Here is a 15,209-nt window from a genome sequence, read left to right as displayed (position 1 = left end):
TGAATGCGGACTGCGGTCCGTTTACTTCGTGGTGTAGCGCCGGACACCGGGTCCGGTAGCACCGAACCAAGGAGACCCCCGATGACCGCAGCGGCTCAGACCACCGACCTCAGCGCAGGAACCTGGGCGATCGACCCCGCCCACTCGTCGATCGCCTTCTCGGTACGCCACCTCGTCGTCAGCAAGGTCCGCGGGACGTTCGGCACGTTCAGCGGCGCCGTGACCGTGGCCGAGGACGGCACCCCGTCGGTGTCCGCCGAGATCGACGTCGCCTCGGTGCACTCCGGCAACGAGCAGCGCGACGCTCATCTGCGCGCGCCCGACTTCTTCGACGTCGAGACCTACCCCACCGCCTCGTTCGTCTCCACGTCGGTGACCCCCGACGGCGAGAACTACCGGCTGGACGGCGATTTCACTCTCAAGGGCGTGACGCGGCCCGTCAGCCTGGCGCTGCAGTTCAACGGCGTGAACCCGGGTATGGGACACGGCGCGGTCGCCGGCTTCGAAGCATCGGTTGTGTTGAACCGCAAGGACTTCGGCATCGACATCGACATGCCGCTGGAGACCGGTGGCGCCGTCGTGGGCGACAAGGTCACCATCACCCTCGAGATCGAGGCGCTCAGGGAGGCCTGACCGGTCAGGGCGGGGTGGGGTAGACGGCGACGACGATCCCCACCGCGCCGGCACCGACGTGGACGCCGAGCACCGGACCCAGGTCGGTGACGACGGCGTCGCCGCACCCAGGTAGCGCCGAAGCCAACGTGGCGGCCAATTCGGCTGCGACGGTGGGATTGTCGATGTGATGCACGGCCAGTGACGCCCGCTGCTCACCCACCACGTCGAGCACCTGCTCGATCATTGCCGCCTGCGCCTTGGACGCGGTGCGCACTCGCTGGGCCAGGACCAGTCGGCCCTGCTCGTCGATGCGCAGCAGCGGTTTGAGCGCGAGCGCGGTGCCCAGCCACGAAGCCGCTGTTCCGATCCGGCCACTACGGCGAAGGTTGTCCAACCGCTGAACGACGATATAGGCCCGAACCCGAGGCACTGTTGATTCTGCTTCGGCGACAACGGTTTCCAGGTCGGCTCCCGCGAACGCGGCCCGGGCGGCAGCCAGTGCGACGAACCCGGTGCCCATCGCCGTCGACTTCGAGTCCACCACCCGAACGGCCCCGTCGAACTCGCGTGCCGCGTATTCGGCCGCACCTAGAGTGCTGGAGAGCTCGCCGGAGATGTGGACGGCCACCACGCCGTCACCGCCGCTGTCGCGCAAGGCGTTCCGGTAGGTCTCGGCGAGTTCACTGGGGGTGGCGCCGGCCGTCGTCACGTGCCCGCGCTGGTACAGATCGGCCGGCACGGGGTCGACACCGTCGCGCAGATCGCGGCCCTCGACCAGAATGTGCAGCGGGACAACACGGATATCGCAGGCGCGCACGTCGTCGGCCCGCAACCGCGCCGACGAGTCGGTGACCACGATGACAGCCATTTCAGTCGCGGGCGTTGTCCAGCGGAACACCGGCTTCGGCAAGCGCTTTCAGCATCAGGTCGGCGACGCCGGAGTGCGCTTCGAAATTCCAGTGGATACCGTCGGGATTGCCCCGGCCCGCCATGACCTCGTCGGCCACGGCGGCTTTCAGGTCGACGACCGGGATGTCGTGCCCGGCGGCCCACTCGTTGATCGCGGCCACCGTGCCGGGCCGGCCGCGATGCGACATGCCGTAGGTGGGAGCGATGTGCACCGAGGGCACCGACGCGACCATCGGAATACCGGGCCGGTTGAAATCGATCGCACCACGGGTCATTTCAAGATATTCGACCGTCACGTGCGGAGGGAGCGCCGGACGCGCGATCGGCGACAGCTTCGGCTGGGCCCAGCCGTACCCGTCCCGAACCCACCGGCGCAGCCAGGCCGGGCGAACGTAGCGGATGAGCTCACGCAGCGCGGTCGGCAACGGCGAGGGCAGCGAGTCCATCCCGCTGGTCGCGAAGATCACCGCACCGGCGCGCGGCAACGCGGCCCACGCGCGCGGATCCTGGGTGGCCGCCCACCACACGTCGCGACTGGTCCAGCCGATCCGGCCGATGAGTTCGACGTCCCAACCCAGCTGGCGGGCAACGATATTGGGCCAGATCCGCGGATCATCGGAGGGCAAGCCGCCCTGCGGGCCGTAGTAGGACAGGGAGTCGCAGAAGATCAGCAGCGTGCGGGCGTCAGAGGACATCGTTGGCCACCTGAGCCGACGCGTTCCAGACATCCAGACGCCAGCGGATGGCGTCGAACGGGGCATCGTCCTCACCGTGCCCGGACAGCTGCGCCCAGCTGGCGTTGCCCATCCCGCCCAGCACAGGCCAATTCTCGACCGGCAGTCCGAGCAGCGCCGCGCACAGCGCCGCGATCAGCCCACCGTGCGCCACCAGTACGAGCGGGCGGTCGGGATCATCGAGGCCCCACTCCCGTTCCGCGGCAACCAGTTCGGCGACCAGCGGCACGCTGCGGTCGGCGACGTCGATACGGCTTTCACCGCCGTGTGGCGCCCAGGTGGCGTCGTCGCGCCACGCCACCCGTGCACCGGGCGAGGCGGCGTCCACCTGGTGGTGGGTCAGCCCCTGCCAATCACCCAGGTGGGTCTCCCGGAGCCGGGTGTCGACATGCACTTGAAGCCCGGTGCGCTCCCCCAGCGCGACCGCGGTGTCATAGGCGCGATGCAGATCCGAGGAGACGATCAGCAGCGGCTGACGCTTGGCCAGCACCTCGGCGGCGGCGACGGCCTGTGCCCGGCCCAGATCGGTCAGCTCGCTGTCGAGCTGCCCCTGCATGCGGCTGCCCGCGTTGTACTCGGTCTGTCCATGCCGCAGCAGGACCAGCCTGCGCACCCTCATGGCGCCTCGTCCGTTTCGACGTCATCCAGGTTCACGCTGACGAACGGGCAGTCCCGCCACAGCCGATCCAGGGCGTAGAAGTTGCGCTCCTCCTGATGCTGGATGTGCACCACGATGTCGACGTAGTCGAGCAACACCCACCGGCCTTCCCGGGTGCCCTCGCGGCGGGCGGGCTTGTACCCCGCCAGCCGCATCTTCTCCTCGACCTCGTCGACGATCGCGTTGACCTGCCGCTCGTTGGACGCCGAGGCGATCACGAAGCAATCGGTGATCACCAGCTGACCGGATACGTCGATGACGACGATGTCCTGCGCGAGCTTGGCTGCCGCCGCCCGGGCCGCCACTCCTGCCATCTGGACGGCTTCGTCGGTCGCGGTCACGTGTAGGTCTCCTCGATTGTCGGGGCGGCCAGCCGGCTCACCTGGCCGCCTCCGCTGTAGAGGCCGCGTTTGGATACGTATTGCACGACGCCGTCGGGCACCAGGTACCAGATCGGCCGGCCCCCGGCGGCGCGCACGCGGCAGTCGGTGGACGAGATCGCCAGGGCGGGAACCTCGACCAGGCTCAGCGCTTCCTCGGGCAGCTGATCGAAGGCGGCGACGATGTGCTTGGCGTTGAGTTCGTAGCCGGGCCTGCTGACGCCGACGAACTTGGCGAGCGCGAACAGCTCCTCCCAGTTCTGCCAGGACAGGATCGAGGCCAGCGCGTCGGCTCCGGTGATGAAGAACAGGTCGGCGTCGGGGTTCAGCGCCCGCAGATCGCGCAGGGTGTCGTTGGTGTAGGTGGGTCCGCCGCGGTCGATGTCGACGCGGCTGACCGAGAACCGGGGGTTGGAGGCGGTCGCGATGACCGTCATCAGGTAGCGGTCCTCGGGCGCGGTCACCTCCCGGGATTTCTGCCACGGCTGCCCGGTGGGCACGAACACCACCTCGTCGAGATCGAAGAGGGCGGCCACTTCACTGGCCGCGACCAGGTGGCCGTTGTGGATGGGATCGAACGTCCCACCCATCACGCCGAGCCTGCGTCGAGCCGAGGAAACCACGATTGACCAGCTTACGGGAGGCGCCGGGGCGTTTCGCGACGCCGGAGAACCGCCCTGCCGACTGTGCGCTGGCAAAGATCTTCACAGAAGATCGCCCCGGTTCAGGTAGCATTTTTCCCTGAGTCGAGTTATGCCGATCAAGGGGCGTTCAATGATGAAGTTCGGTAGCCGACGGATGACTGTGCCTGTGACAGGTGTGGCTGCTGCGGTCGCGGCCGTGGCGGTGGGATTGACTCCGACGGTGTCGACCGCGCCAGTTCTCACCGCGGCGACGGTGGATTACCTCCGCGGGACCAACATCGGTTGGACGCCCACCGACCAGGAATACCGCGATTTCATCTCGCGCGTGCTGGACGGCACGGACACCGCCGCGGACACGCCGGCGTCGAGCGGCAACATCCCCTACAACGCCGGTTTCTGGCCGTTCTCACACAACTCCATCTTCGATCTGACGTGGAACCAGTCCGTCGCTCAGGGCGTCAAGAACGTGGAGACCAAGGACCCGCAGGACGATGTCCTGTTCGGGCTGTCGCAGGGCGCGGTGGTGCTCTCGCGCTACAAGGCCGCGCATCCCGAGGGCACGGGTAACACCTTCGTCCTGGTCGAGAACCCGAGCCGGCCCAATGGCGGGATCCTGGAAAGGTTTGCCGGGCTGTACATTCCGGTTCTCGATATCAGCGTGAGCGGGGCGACTCCTGACAACGGCGATACGACGGTCGACGTCGCCCGGCAATACGACGGCTGGGCGGACTTCCCGAAGTACCCCTTGAATGTGCTGGCGACGATCAACGCGATCATGGGCATGGTCTACGTCCACGGGCAGACACAGACCGAGCTCACCGCCGGCGATATCGACGCCGCCAAAGCCGGCGGCAGCGCGTACTACCAACAGCACGGGGACACCACGTACTACTTGATACGCACCCCATTGGTGCCAATTCTGATGCCGCTCAAGGGCATCGTGCCCGACCCGATCCTCGGCGCCATCGATCCGGTGTTGCGGACGTTCATCGAGATGGGTTACGACCGCAGCGACTACAGCGCGCCGCAGAAGGCGGAGTTGCTCCCCGGGATCCCCCTACTCCCCTCGTTCAAGCTGCCTTCTCCGGCGGCCGCGCAGAAGGCTGTCACCCCGGCGGTGGAGGCGACCGACAGCACCGCCGCGACGACCGAGGCACCCGAGGTGAAAGCGCCCAAGGCGGCGAGCACACCGAAGGCCGGCTCTCCGAAAGCGACTGCCGCCAAGGCGAGCGCGCCGAAGAAGGCAGCGGGCGCGAGCAGTGACGGCCACAAGAAGGGCACCGGCGGCAGCGCCCGGCCCGCGAAGGCCGCCGACTAGATCCCTTCCGCGCGCGGCGCGTGCGAAGATCGGCCATGCCCACAGCCGTTCTCGCCGTGATCGCGATCATCGGTGCCCTGGTCCAGATTCGTCGCCACAAGGACCGCAATCCCGCTGACGTCCACCTGGTCTGGTGGATGGTGGCCGTGGTCGGAGTCGCCTCGCTGGTGGGCGCGGCGTCCCACATCTTCGACGGACCGCATACCGCCGAGATGATCGGCTACACCCGCGGCAACGGTGGCTTCCAGTGGGAGAATGCCATGGGAGACACCGCAATCGGAGTCGTCGGCATCTTGGCGTATTGGTTCCGCGGACACTTCTGGCTGTGCGCCATCATCGTGCTGACCATCCAGTACGTCGGCGACGGCGCCGGCCACATCTATTACTGGCTGGCTGAGAACAACACCAGGCCCTACAACATCGGGTTTCCGCTGTGGACCGACTTCCTGCTACCGATCGTCATGTGGGCGCTCTACATCTGGTCGCGGCGCACCGGGGGCGATGCGGTGCCGACTAGACCGGCAGCAGCTGGTCGATCACCGCGGCAAGCTGTTTGGCCGAACGGCATTCGTGCATGGTGATGACGTCTTCGTAACGCTGTGTCGCCGAGTCGCCGCTGCCCCACAGGTGTCGCGGCTCCGGATTCAGCCAGTGCGCATGCCTGCTCGCGCTGACCATGTGCGCCAGGATGTCCACGGAGGGGTTGCGATAGTTGGTGCGCGCATCACCGAGCACCAGCAGCGAGCTGCGCGGTGAGAGCACATTGTGGAAGTTCTCGGTGAACGAGACGAACGCGTTGCCGTAGTCGGAGTGCCCGTCGCGGGTGTAGACGCCGGCCTCCCGGGTGATCCGCTGAATGGCGACCGCCAGGTCGGCGTCCGGCCCGAACAGGTGGGTGACCTCGTCGGTGGTGTCGATGAAGGCGAAGACCCGCACCCGCGAGAACTGCTGACGCAGGGCGTGCACGAGCTGCAGGGTGAAGTGGCTGAAGCCCGCCACCGAGCCCGAGACATCGCACAGCACAACGAGTTCCGGTCGGGCTGGCCGCGGTTTGCGCAGCACGACATCGATCGGCACTCCACCGGTCGACATCGACTTGCGCAGCGTCTTGCGCAGGTCGATGGCACCGGCGCGGTGGCGGCGGCGCTTGGCGGCCAATCGGGTGGCCAGCATCCGGGCCAGAGGTTGGACCGTCTTGCGCATCTGACGCAGCTGATCGCCGGAGGCCCGCAGGAATTCGACATTCTCGGCCAGCTGCGGGATGCCGTACATCTGCACATGGTCGCGGCCCAGCTGTTCGGCGGTGCGCCGCTTGGTCTCGCTCTCCACCATCCGTCGCAGCTGCGCGATCTTCTGCGCCGCAAGCGCTTTGGCGATCTGCTCCTGCGTCGGGCTCGGGTCGTCGTCGTGCGGCGCGAGCAGACCGGCCAGCAGCCGGCCTTCGAGTTCGTCGAGCCCCATCGCCTTGAGCGCCTGATACGACGAGTACGACGGGCCGCGGCTGGAGGTGTACCGGCCGTAGGCCTCCACGATCTGGGCGATCATCGCCACCAGGCGCTCGTCCATATCGCCGATGTCGGGGTTGTCGGCCAGCAGGTCAAGCAGCATGCCGCGCATGGCTTCGATGTCCTCGGGCGGCAACCCTTCCTGGCTGTCCTCGTCGGCATCCTCGTCCACCAGGACCGTTCGGCCGCCCAGCGCGGCAGGCCACCACAGATCGAACAGCGCGTCATAGGTCTGTCGGTGATCAGCACGGCGCAGCACCGCACAGGCCAGCCCGTGGCGCAGTGCCTCCCGGTCACCGAGCCCGAGCACGGTCAGCACCCGGCCTGCGTCGACTGTCTCCGAGGGGCCCACCGAAATTCCCTGGGCGCGCAGCGCTTCGACGAAGCCGACCAAGTGCCCCGGAATGCCATGCGGGGCAAGCGGTTGTGGGGGGCGCACCCTTCGGACGGCCATCGGCTTAGTTCAGCCGCAGTTCGCCGGCCGCGCGCTGCTGGTCGGACTGATGCTTGAGCACCACCCCGAGCGTCGCGGCGATGGTGGCGTCGTCGATCGTGTCCATGCCCAGAGCCAGAATGGTGCGGCCCCAGTCGATGGTCTCGGCGACCGAGGGCAGCTTCTTGAGCTGCATACCGCGCAGCACGCCGATGATGCGGACCAGTTCGGCGGCCAGCGACTCGGGCAGCTCGGGCACCCGGGAAAGCAGGATGCGCCGCTCCAGATCCGCATCCGGGAAGTCGATGTGCAGGAACAGGCAGCGACGCTTGAGGGCCTCGGACAGTTCGCGGGTGGCATTCGAGGTCAGCACCACGAACGGGGTGCGCGCCGCGGTGATGGTGCCGAGTTCGGGCACGGTCACCGCGAAGTCGGAGAGCACCTCCAGCAGCAGGCCTTCGATCTCGATGTCGGCCTTGTCGGTCTCGTCGATCAGCAGCACGGTGGGCTCCGTGCGCCGGATCGCGGTCAGCAGCGGGCGGGAGAGCAGGAATTCCTCGCTGAAGATGTCGGACTTGGCCTGGTCCCAGTCGTTCGACCCGGACTGCATCCGCAGGATCTGCTTGGCGTGGTTCCACTCGTAGAGCGCGCGGGCCTCGTCGACACCCTCGTAGCACTGCAGGCGCACCAGCCCCGACCCGGTGGTCTGGGCGACCGCGCGGGCCAATTCGGTCTTGCCGACACCGGCCGGCCCCTCGACCAGGAGCGGCTTGCCCAGCCGGTCGGCGAGGAATACCGCTGTGGCGGTGGCGGTGTCGGGTAGGTAACCGGTTTCGGCCAGCCGCTTGGCGACATCGTCGATGTCGGTGAACAGCGGTGCCGGGCGGGCCGGGGTTTCAGTCATGGTTCTCCTGTCGTGCCTCAGGCAGGGCGGGTGTGGCCGTCTCCCCAGACGATCCATTTGGTTGACGTCAATTCGGGCAGACCCATCGGGCCGCGGGCATGCAGCTTCTGGGTGGAGATGCCGATCTCGGCTCCGAAGCCGAACTGCTCGCCGTCGGTGAACGCCGTTGATGCGTTGACCATCACCGCGGCTGCGTCGACACGTTCGGTAAAGAGCTGTGCCGCAGCAAGATTGGTGGTGACAATGGCCTCGGTGTGACCGGTACCGTAGGTGTTGATGTGCTCGATGGCGGCGTCGAGCCCGTCGACGGTGGCCACCGCGATGTCCATCGACAGGAATTCCGCCCGCAGGTCGTCGTCGGTGGGGTTGTCGTGGACGGTGACGCCGGCCTGTTGCAGGGCGCCCACCAGCCGCGGCAGGGCGGTGCCGGCGACGGCGGCGTCGACCAGCAGCGTCTCGGCGGCGTTGCAGACACTGGGCCGCCGCGTCTTGGCGTTGAGGATGATCCGCTCGGCGACGTCGAGGTCGGCGGCGGAGTGGACGTAGACGTGGCAGTTGCCCACACCGGTTTCGATCGTGGGCACGGTGGCGTCGCGGACGACGGCGTCGATCAGACCGGCCCCGCCGCGCGGGATCACCACGTCGACCAGACCGCGGGCCTGGATGAGATGGGTGACGCTGGAGCGATCGACGCTGGGCAGCAGTTGCACCGCATCCTCGGGCAGACCCTCGGCCGCCAGCGCACCACGCAGCGCAGTGACGAGGGCGGCGTTGGAATTCGCCGCCGAGGAACTGCCGCGCAGCAGGACAGCATTGCCGGACTTCAGCGTGAGGCCGAACGCGTCGACCGTCACGTTGGGTCGGCCCTCGTAGACGATTCCGATCACGCCGAGGGGAACGCGCTGCTGGCGCAGTTGTAGTCCGTTGGGCAGCGTGCGGCCGCGCAGGACCTCGCCGATCGGGTCAGGCAGGCCGGCGACCTGGCGCAGGCCTGCGGCGATGCCGTCGATGCGCTGCGGGTTGAGGGCCAGGCGGTCCAGCATGGCCTCGGCGGTGCCCGCGGCGCGTGCGGCGTCGAGATCTGCGGCGTTGGCCGCCAGGATCTGATGAACGTGGGCCAGGACCGCGTCAGCGGCGGCGTGCAGGGCCCGGTCTTTGACGGTCGTCGTCAGCGATCCGAGGGTGCGGGAGGCGACCCGCGCCCGACGGGCGGCGTCGTGAACCTGATCGCGCAAGTCCACCTGAACGGCCTGCGCCTCGACACTCATAATCCGAGGATATCGGTCTCCTTACCAACCGGCAGGTGGGGGCTAACGTAGCCGGATGACCCGGGTCTGTGTGGTGGGCAGCGTGAACGTCGATCAGTTCTTCCGGGTCACCGCTCTGCCGCACGCCGGAGAGACGGTGTTGGGCTCGGCGGTGACCACCGAGCCGGGCGGCAAGGGCGGCAATCAAGCGGTGGCGGCGGCCCGAGCCGGTGCCGACGCGCAGTTCGTCGGGGCGGTCGGCACCGATCCGGCCGGGGCCGGGCTGCGGGCGCACCTGCGCGCCAACGGCGTCGAGCTCGACGGTCTGCAAGAACTGGGCGCGCCCAGCGGCAGCGCGGTGATCCTGGTCGACGACCGCGGCGAGAACATGATCGTGGTGGCCCCCGGCGCCAACGGGCATCTGACGTTGAATTCAGCTGCCGCCCGGGCGGTCATCGCCGACTGTGAGGTGCTGCTCGTCCAGTTGGAGGTGCCGATCGCGACGGCGGTGGCGGCCGCACGCGAAGCCCGGTCGGTCGGGGCCACCGTGATCGTCAACGCCTCCCCCGTGAGCACCGACGCCGGCCTGAGCGAGCTGGCCGACGTCACCGACGTCGTGATCGTCAACGAAGCCGAAGAACCGCACTGGCCTTGGCCCACAAGACATCTGGTGGTCACCCGCGGTTCTCGTGGGGCGACCCACCGGAGTCCCGACGGCGACGTCGAGGTACCCAGCCCCGAGGTCGAGGCGATCGACACCACCGGCGCGGGCGACGTCTTCGCCGGTGTGCTGGCCGCGGACTGGCTGGCCGGTCACGAGCGCGCCCTTCGGCGGGCGTGCGCAGCCGGTGCGCTGGCGACACTGGTGCCCGGCGCCGGTGACTGCGCACCGACGGCCGAGGCGATCGACGACGTTCTCACCCAGTACTGAACGCCCTACGGTTGTGGCGATAGTCTGCGGCCATGACGCAGACCGACGGCCCGCGGCCACCCGAGGGTGACTGGCTGGGAACGAAGTTCCTGAAGTTCACCCGCGAAGCCGGGTTCGGGGTGTGCACCCTGGACCGGCCCGAGGCGCGCAACGCGATGACGCCGGCGATGTACTTCGGCATCAAGTACGCGGTCAACCACGTCGGGTCTGATCCTGACCTGGCCGGTCTGCTCATCACCGGCACCGGCGACGTCTTCGCCCCCGGCGGCGATATGGGCGGCGGCGGAGAGGACAACTGGCTGACGTTCGGTGCGGCACTGGGCATGGACGCCCTGCCGTTCGACACGCTGCGGCAATCCGCCAAGCCGGTGGTGGCCGCCGTCAACGGTCTGTGCCAGGGCGGTGGGCTGCAGATCGCGCTGTGCGCCGATATGGCGGTGGTCAGTGATCGCGCGACGTTCCGCGTTCCCGAGCTCTACCGCGGCATCGCCGACACGTACTACAGCCAGATGCTGGCGCGGCTCATCGGCCCGGTCCGCACCCGCGATCTGATGTTCACCGGGCGCACGCTGAAGGCCGAGGAGGCACTGGACTGGGGCATGGTCGCGCGGGTGGTCCCGCACGACGACCTGGGCGACGCGGCCCGCGAGATCCTGGCCCAATGCTGCCGCACCGCGCCCGTCGCACGGTCGGTGGTGAAGTCCAGCCTGGACAACTACCTGGGCCTCTACGACCGGATCGGCATGCAGCGCAGCCTCGGCTCGCCGGAATCCATCGAGGGTTTCATGGCCTTCAAGGAGCGCCGCTCCCCGGACTGGGTGCACCCGGACCTGCGCATCGACGGCAGGCTGTAAGTACATCCTTTTCTGAATACAGACTTGGCTGTACTGTCGATGGAATGCAGACCGTCGTCAACCGCGATGCACTCGCTCGCTTCGGCTGGGCGCTGTCGGACCCGACCCGGGCCGAGGTCCTCCTGCTTCTGCGTGATGGACCCGGATATCCCTCGGATCTGGCCGAGAAGATCGGGGTATCGCGCCAGATCCTGTCCAATCACCTGGCCTGTCTGCGCGGCTGCGGGCTCGTCATCGCCGAGCCCGAGGGTCGGCGAAGCCGTTACGAGCTGGCCGACGCCCGGATCGCCACGGCGCTCGAGGATCTGATCGGTCTGGTGCTGACCGTCGATCCGGCGTGCTGCCCGGCCGCCGACACCGACGACTGCTGCTGATGTCCATCGTCACGACCCCCGCACGGCGCGCCCAGCTCACGCGGCGGATCCGGCTGCTCGTGGCGGCCACCATCGCCTACAACGTGGTCGAGGCGGCCGTCGCCCTCACCGAGGGCACCAGGGTGTCGTCGACCGCGCTGATCGGGTTCGGCCTGGACTCGCTGATCGAGGTGTCCTCAGCGGCCGCGATCGCCTGGCAGTTCTCCGCCGAGGACCCCGAGACCCGGGAGAAAACCGCGCTGCGGATCGTCGCCTTCTCGTTCTTCGCGCTGGCGATCTATGTGGCCGTGGAGTCGGTCCTGGCACTCGTCGGGCTACAGGAGCCGCGGCATTCACCGATCGGCATCGGTCTGGCCGCGCTCAGCCTGGCCATCATGCCGGTGCTGTCGCTGGCCCAGCGCCGCGCCGGTCGGGAGCTCGGCTCACTGTCGGCGGTGGCCGATTCCAAGCAGACCCTGCTGTGCACCTATCTGTCGGTGGTACTGCTGGTCGGGCTGCTACTCAACGCGCTCGCCGGCTGGTGGTGGGCTGACCCGATCGCCGCCATCGTCATCGCGGGCGTGGCAGCACGGGAGGGGCTGCAGGCGTGGCGTGGTGACACCTGTTGCGCGCCAACCACTGTGACCGACGACTGCTGCTCAGGAGACACCACATGCCCGCCATCGCACTGATTCTGTTCGCCGTCTTCGCCACGCTCGGATTCGGTTGGCGCAGTTGGGAACAGCGCCGCCGCACGGGGTCGACCGGGTTCAAGGGCATCAGTGGCCGGCCCGGGTCGGTGGAATGGCTGGCCGGCGTCGGGTTCGTGGTGGCCCTCATCGGCGCCGTGGTGGCACCCGTGCTTCAGCTCACTGGCGTCGTTGCGCCTCTGTCCGTCCTGGTCGCGACGTGGATTCAGGTGACGGGCATCGTCGTTGCGGCCTTGGGCATCGCGACGATGGTGTGGGCCCAGATCGACATGGGCGAATCGTGGCGCATCGGGGTCGACGAGGGCGAGACGACGACGCTGGTTCGCTCCGGATTGTTCGGCCGAGTGCGTAATCCGATCTTCACCGCGATGTTGTTGTTCGGCGCTGGGATCACGCTCGTCACCCCGAATATCCTGGCGCTCATCGCCTTTGCGCTATTGCTCGCATCGATCGAAGTACAGGTTCGCTTGGTCGAGGAACCGTATCTGCTGCGGGTACACGGCCAGACCTATCGGGACTACGTCGCCACGGTCGGACGTTTCGTTCCCCGCGTCGGATAGCCTGGGTGGGATGGCACGCAGGGAACCGTCTACGTCCAGCACCGGCCGGCTCTACATCCCTCTAATCATCGGACTCATTCTGGGCGGTACCGTGGCGGCCGCAACCGACCGGTGGTGGTGGTCGACCGTCGGGGTCATTGCCGGCGCGGCTACCGGAGGAATCGCCGAACTGGTGCGTCGGAAAAGGCAGCGCCGCTGATCAGTCCTCGGGGATTTCCCGTTCGATCTCGGCCAGCCAGATCCGTGCCGACATGTCCGACGGCGCCCGCCAGTCACCGCGTGGCGACAACGAGCCGCCGTGAGAAACCTTGGGGCCGTTCGGCAGTGCCGACCGCTTGAACTGGCTGAACGAGTAGTACCGCTGGGCGAAGACCTGCAACCACTGCCGGATCTCCTTCAGCGAGTAGGCGGGTCGCTTGCCGGGCGGGAAACCGGGTGGCCAGCTGCCGGCGTCGGGATCGCTCCACGCGTGCCACGCCAGGAACGCGATCTTGGACGGCCGGAAGCCGTACCGCAGCACCTGGAACAGCGAGAAATCCTGCAGCGAGTACGGGCCCACCTTGGCCTCGCTGCTCTGAATCTCTTCGTCCTCACCGGTGGGCACCAATTCCGGGGTGATCTCGGTGTCGAGCACCGACTGCAGGATCTCCCCGACTTCGTCCTCGAACTGACCCGAGGCGATCACCCACCGAATCAGATGCTGGATAAGGGTTTTCGGCACTCCGGCATTGACGTTGTAATGCGACATCTGGTCGCCGACACCGTAGGTCGACCAACCCAGACCCAGTTCGGACAGGTCGCCCGTGCCGAGCACGATCCCGCCGCGCTGGTTGGCAAGCCGGAACAGGTAGTCGGTGCGCAGGCCGGCTTGCACGTTTTCAAAGGTGATGTCGTACAGCGGTTCACCCTTTGAGAAGGGGTGATCCATTTCGGTCAGCATCAGTTTCGCGGTCTCGCGGATGTCGAGTTCGGCGAAGGTGACGCCCAGGGCGCGAGAAAGCCTGATCGCGTTGTTCTTGGTGCGCTCGCCGGTCGCGAAGCCCGGCAGCGTGAACGCCAGAATGTCGCTGCGCGGGCGGCCTTCCCGGTCCATCGCGTGCGCCGCGACGATCAGCGCATGCGTGGAGTCCAGACCGCCGGACACCCCGATCACAACCTTTGGGTAATCCAGTGCCCGCAAACGCTGCTCGAGACCGGAGACCTGAATGTTGTAGCCCTCGTAGCAATCCTGTTCGAGCCGGAACGGATCGCTGGGCACGAACGGAAAGCGTTCCACCGCCCGCATCAGGCCGATGTCGCCGGTGGGCGGATCGAGCTGGAAACCGATGCGCCGGAACGACTTCAACCGGTCCTGATGGTGACGGCGATTGTCGTCGAAGGTGCCCATCCGAAGCCGTTCGGAGCGCAGCAGATCCAGATCGACGTCGGCGACCGAGCGCCGCTCCCCCTTCGGGAACCGCTCGGATTCGGCCAGCAGACGGCCGTTTTCGTAGATCATCGTCTGGCCGTCCCAGGCCAGATCGGTGCTGGACTCCCCCTCGCCCGCCGCGGCGTACACATAGGCCGCCAGGCAGCGCGACGATGCCGAGCGAGCCAACAGCTTGCGGTCATCGGCCCGCCCGATGGTGATCGGGCTGCCGGAGAGGTTGGCCAGCACCGTCGCGCCGGCCAGTGCGGCCTCCGCGCTCGGCGGCACCGGCACCCACATGTCCTCACAGATTTCGACGTGCAGAACCAGCCCCGGCACGTCGTCGGCGTCGAACAACAGGTCCGGGCCGAACGGTACGTCGGTAGCGCCGATGCGAATCGTGCCGTGCACGTCGTCGCCGGCGGCGACCTGGCGGCGTTCGTAGAACTCCCGGTAGGTCGGCAGGTAGGACTTCGGGACGACTCCGAGCACAACACCGCGGTGGATGACCACCGCGGTGTTGTAGATGCGGTGCAGGTAGCGCAGTGGCGCACCCACCACCAGCACGGGAAACAGATCGGCCGACGCCGCGACGATATCCAGCAGAGCGTCCTCGACGGCGTCGAGCAACGAATCCTGCAACAGGATGTCCTCGATGGAGTAGCCCGACAGGGTGAGCTCGGGAAACACCGCCACCGCAACGCTGTCGTCGTGGCAGGCGCGGGCAATCCGCAGCACCGACTCGGCGTTAGCGGCGGGGTCCGCGAGCACCGTGTGGTGGGTGCACGCAGCCAGCCGCACGAAGCCGTGCCGGTAGGCGGAGTAGAAATCCATAACCCATTGTCGCCCGTCGCCCGGTGCCCAGATGCGAGAACCCCGGAAGTGACCTGAGTCACATCGTGTCGAGCGAGTGGCGCCGGCTACCGCAGACGTTGTGGCTCAAGGCTTTTGCGTGGTCCGCACACGGGTTTCGAGTATGGCTCTACGCGTTCTCATCCGTGCTCGCGGTCGTAGGTTTTCGCCATGAGGCCGGATTTCGCCGGCCG

18 protein-coding genes are annotated in these 15,209 nt (G+C 67.7%); 9 read left to right on the top strand and 9 right to left on the bottom strand.

Going from position 1 to position 15,209, the window contains the following annotated elements; translation table 11 throughout:
* Positions 1 to 81 precede the first annotated feature (81 nt).
* Positions 82 to 633 carry a YceI family protein gene (locus EV580_RS31460; protein WP_133696670.1) on the top strand — a complete coding sequence of 184 codons (552 nt, stop codon included), beginning with the start codon at positions 82 to 84 and terminating at the stop codon, positions 631 to 633.
* A gap of 4 nt (positions 634 to 637) precedes the next feature.
* On the opposite strand, the gene EV580_RS31455 is transcribed toward EV580_RS31460, so the two are convergent.
* Genes EV580_RS31455 through nadD form a run of 5 tightly spaced genes read right to left on the bottom strand, consistent with a single transcriptional unit; the run spans position 638 to position 3,919 of the window.
* Positions 638 to 1,483, bottom strand: coding sequence for a DegV family protein (locus EV580_RS31455; protein ID WP_133696668.1), 846 nt, complete (start codon positions 1,481 to 1,483; stop codon positions 638 to 640).
* Position 1,484: 1 nt separating this feature from the next.
* Complete coding sequence (gene octT, locus EV580_RS31450; protein ID WP_133696667.1) at positions 1,485 to 2,219, bottom strand: diglucosylglycerate octanoyltransferase; 735 nt, start codon at positions 2,217 to 2,219, stop codon at positions 1,485 to 1,487.
* Entirely contained in the window at positions 2,209 to 2,877 is a 669-nt protein-coding gene (gene gpgP / locus EV580_RS31445; RefSeq protein ID WP_133696665.1) for a glucosyl-3-phosphoglycerate phosphatase, read from the bottom strand. The genes octT and gpgP overlap by 11 nt, the downstream gene beginning before the upstream one ends.
* Positions 2,874 to 3,257, bottom strand: a complete 384-nt coding sequence (gene rsfS, locus EV580_RS31440; RefSeq protein WP_133696664.1) for a ribosome silencing factor — start codon at positions 3,255 to 3,257, stop codon at positions 2,874 to 2,876. The genes gpgP and rsfS overlap by 4 nt, the downstream gene beginning before the upstream one ends.
* The gene (gene nadD / locus EV580_RS31435) at positions 3,254 to 3,919 is read right to left on the bottom strand and encodes a nicotinate-nucleotide adenylyltransferase (RefSeq protein WP_286171942.1); all 666 of its coding nucleotides are present in this window, start codon (positions 3,917 to 3,919) and stop codon (positions 3,254 to 3,256) included. Before nadD ends, rsfS begins: the two co-directional genes overlap by 4 nt.
* 175 nt (positions 3,920 to 4,094) lie before the next feature.
* On the opposite strand from nadD, the gene EV580_RS31430 reads away from it, so the two are divergent.
* Entirely contained in the window at positions 4,095 to 5,258 is a 1,164-nt protein-coding gene (locus tag EV580_RS31430) for a PE-PPE domain-containing protein (protein WP_166654965.1), read from the top strand.
* 35 nt (positions 5,259 to 5,293) lie between these two features.
* Complete coding sequence (locus tag EV580_RS31425) at positions 5,294 to 5,839, top strand: DUF6790 family protein (RefSeq protein WP_133696660.1); 546 nt, start codon at positions 5,294 to 5,296, stop codon at positions 5,837 to 5,839.
* Here the strand turns inward: EV580_RS31425 and EV580_RS31420 are convergent.
* The 3 genes from EV580_RS31420 to EV580_RS31410 are packed head-to-tail and all read right to left on the bottom strand — an operon-like array spanning position 5,772 to position 9,368.
* Positions 5,772 to 7,217 carry a vWA domain-containing protein gene (locus tag EV580_RS31420; RefSeq protein ID WP_133696658.1) on the bottom strand — a complete coding sequence of 482 codons (1,446 nt, stop codon included), beginning with the start codon at positions 7,215 to 7,217 and terminating at the stop codon, positions 5,772 to 5,774. The genes EV580_RS31425 and EV580_RS31420 overlap by 68 nt on opposite strands.
* Positions 7,218 to 7,221: 4 nt before the next feature.
* The gene (locus EV580_RS31415; protein WP_133696657.1) at positions 7,222 to 8,100 is read right to left on the bottom strand and encodes an AAA family ATPase; all 879 of its coding nucleotides are present in this window, start codon (positions 8,098 to 8,100) and stop codon (positions 7,222 to 7,224) included.
* A 17-nt stretch (positions 8,101 to 8,117) separates the two neighbouring features.
* A complete protein-coding gene (locus tag EV580_RS31410; protein WP_133696655.1) occupies positions 8,118 to 9,368 on the bottom strand; it encodes a glutamate-5-semialdehyde dehydrogenase in 1,251 nt (416 codons plus the stop codon).
* A gap of 55 nt (positions 9,369 to 9,423) precedes the next feature.
* Between EV580_RS31410 and EV580_RS31405 the strand changes: the two genes are divergently transcribed.
* Genes EV580_RS31405 through EV580_RS31380 form a run of 6 tightly spaced genes read left to right on the top strand, consistent with a single transcriptional unit; the run spans position 9,424 to position 12,954 of the window.
* Positions 9,424 to 10,278, top strand: coding sequence for a ribokinase (locus EV580_RS31405; RefSeq protein ID WP_133696654.1), 855 nt, complete (start codon positions 9,424 to 9,426; stop codon positions 10,276 to 10,278).
* Between the two features lie 32 nt (positions 10,279 to 10,310).
* Entirely contained in the window at positions 10,311 to 11,132 is an 822-nt protein-coding gene (locus EV580_RS31400) for an enoyl-CoA hydratase/isomerase family protein (RefSeq protein WP_133696652.1), read from the top strand.
* 44 nt (positions 11,133 to 11,176) lie between these two features.
* On the top strand, positions 11,177 to 11,506 hold the full coding sequence (locus tag EV580_RS31395) for an ArsR/SmtB family transcription factor (RefSeq protein ID WP_133696651.1): 330 nt from the start codon (positions 11,177 to 11,179) through the stop codon (positions 11,504 to 11,506).
* Positions 11,506 to 12,177, top strand: coding sequence for a cation efflux transmembrane domain-containing protein (locus tag EV580_RS31390; RefSeq protein ID WP_133696649.1), 672 nt, complete (start codon positions 11,506 to 11,508; stop codon positions 12,175 to 12,177). Before EV580_RS31395 ends, EV580_RS31390 begins: the two co-directional genes overlap by 1 nt.
* Positions 12,159 to 12,755, top strand: a complete 597-nt coding sequence (locus EV580_RS31385) for a methyltransferase family protein (protein ID WP_133696647.1) — start codon at positions 12,159 to 12,161, stop codon at positions 12,753 to 12,755. The genes EV580_RS31390 and EV580_RS31385 overlap by 19 nt, the downstream gene beginning before the upstream one ends.
* A gap of 10 nt (positions 12,756 to 12,765) precedes the next feature.
* Positions 12,766 to 12,954 (top strand): hypothetical protein, encoded by a 189-nt coding sequence (locus EV580_RS31380; RefSeq protein WP_133696646.1) that lies wholly within the window; start codon positions 12,766 to 12,768, stop codon positions 12,952 to 12,954.
* On the opposite strand, the gene EV580_RS31375 is transcribed toward EV580_RS31380, so the two are convergent.
* Complete coding sequence (locus EV580_RS31375; protein ID WP_133696644.1) at positions 12,955 to 14,997, bottom strand: NAD(+) synthase; 2,043 nt, start codon at positions 14,995 to 14,997, stop codon at positions 12,955 to 12,957.
* Positions 14,998 to 15,209: the final 212 nt, after the last annotated feature.

Source organism: Mycobacterium sp. BK086 (genome assembly GCA_004362315.1).
Classification (GTDB): domain Bacteria; phylum Actinomycetota; class Actinomycetes; order Mycobacteriales; family Mycobacteriaceae; genus Mycobacterium.
Note: the sequence above shows the minus strand (reverse complement) of the source record. Positions and strands in the feature narration are given on the sequence as shown.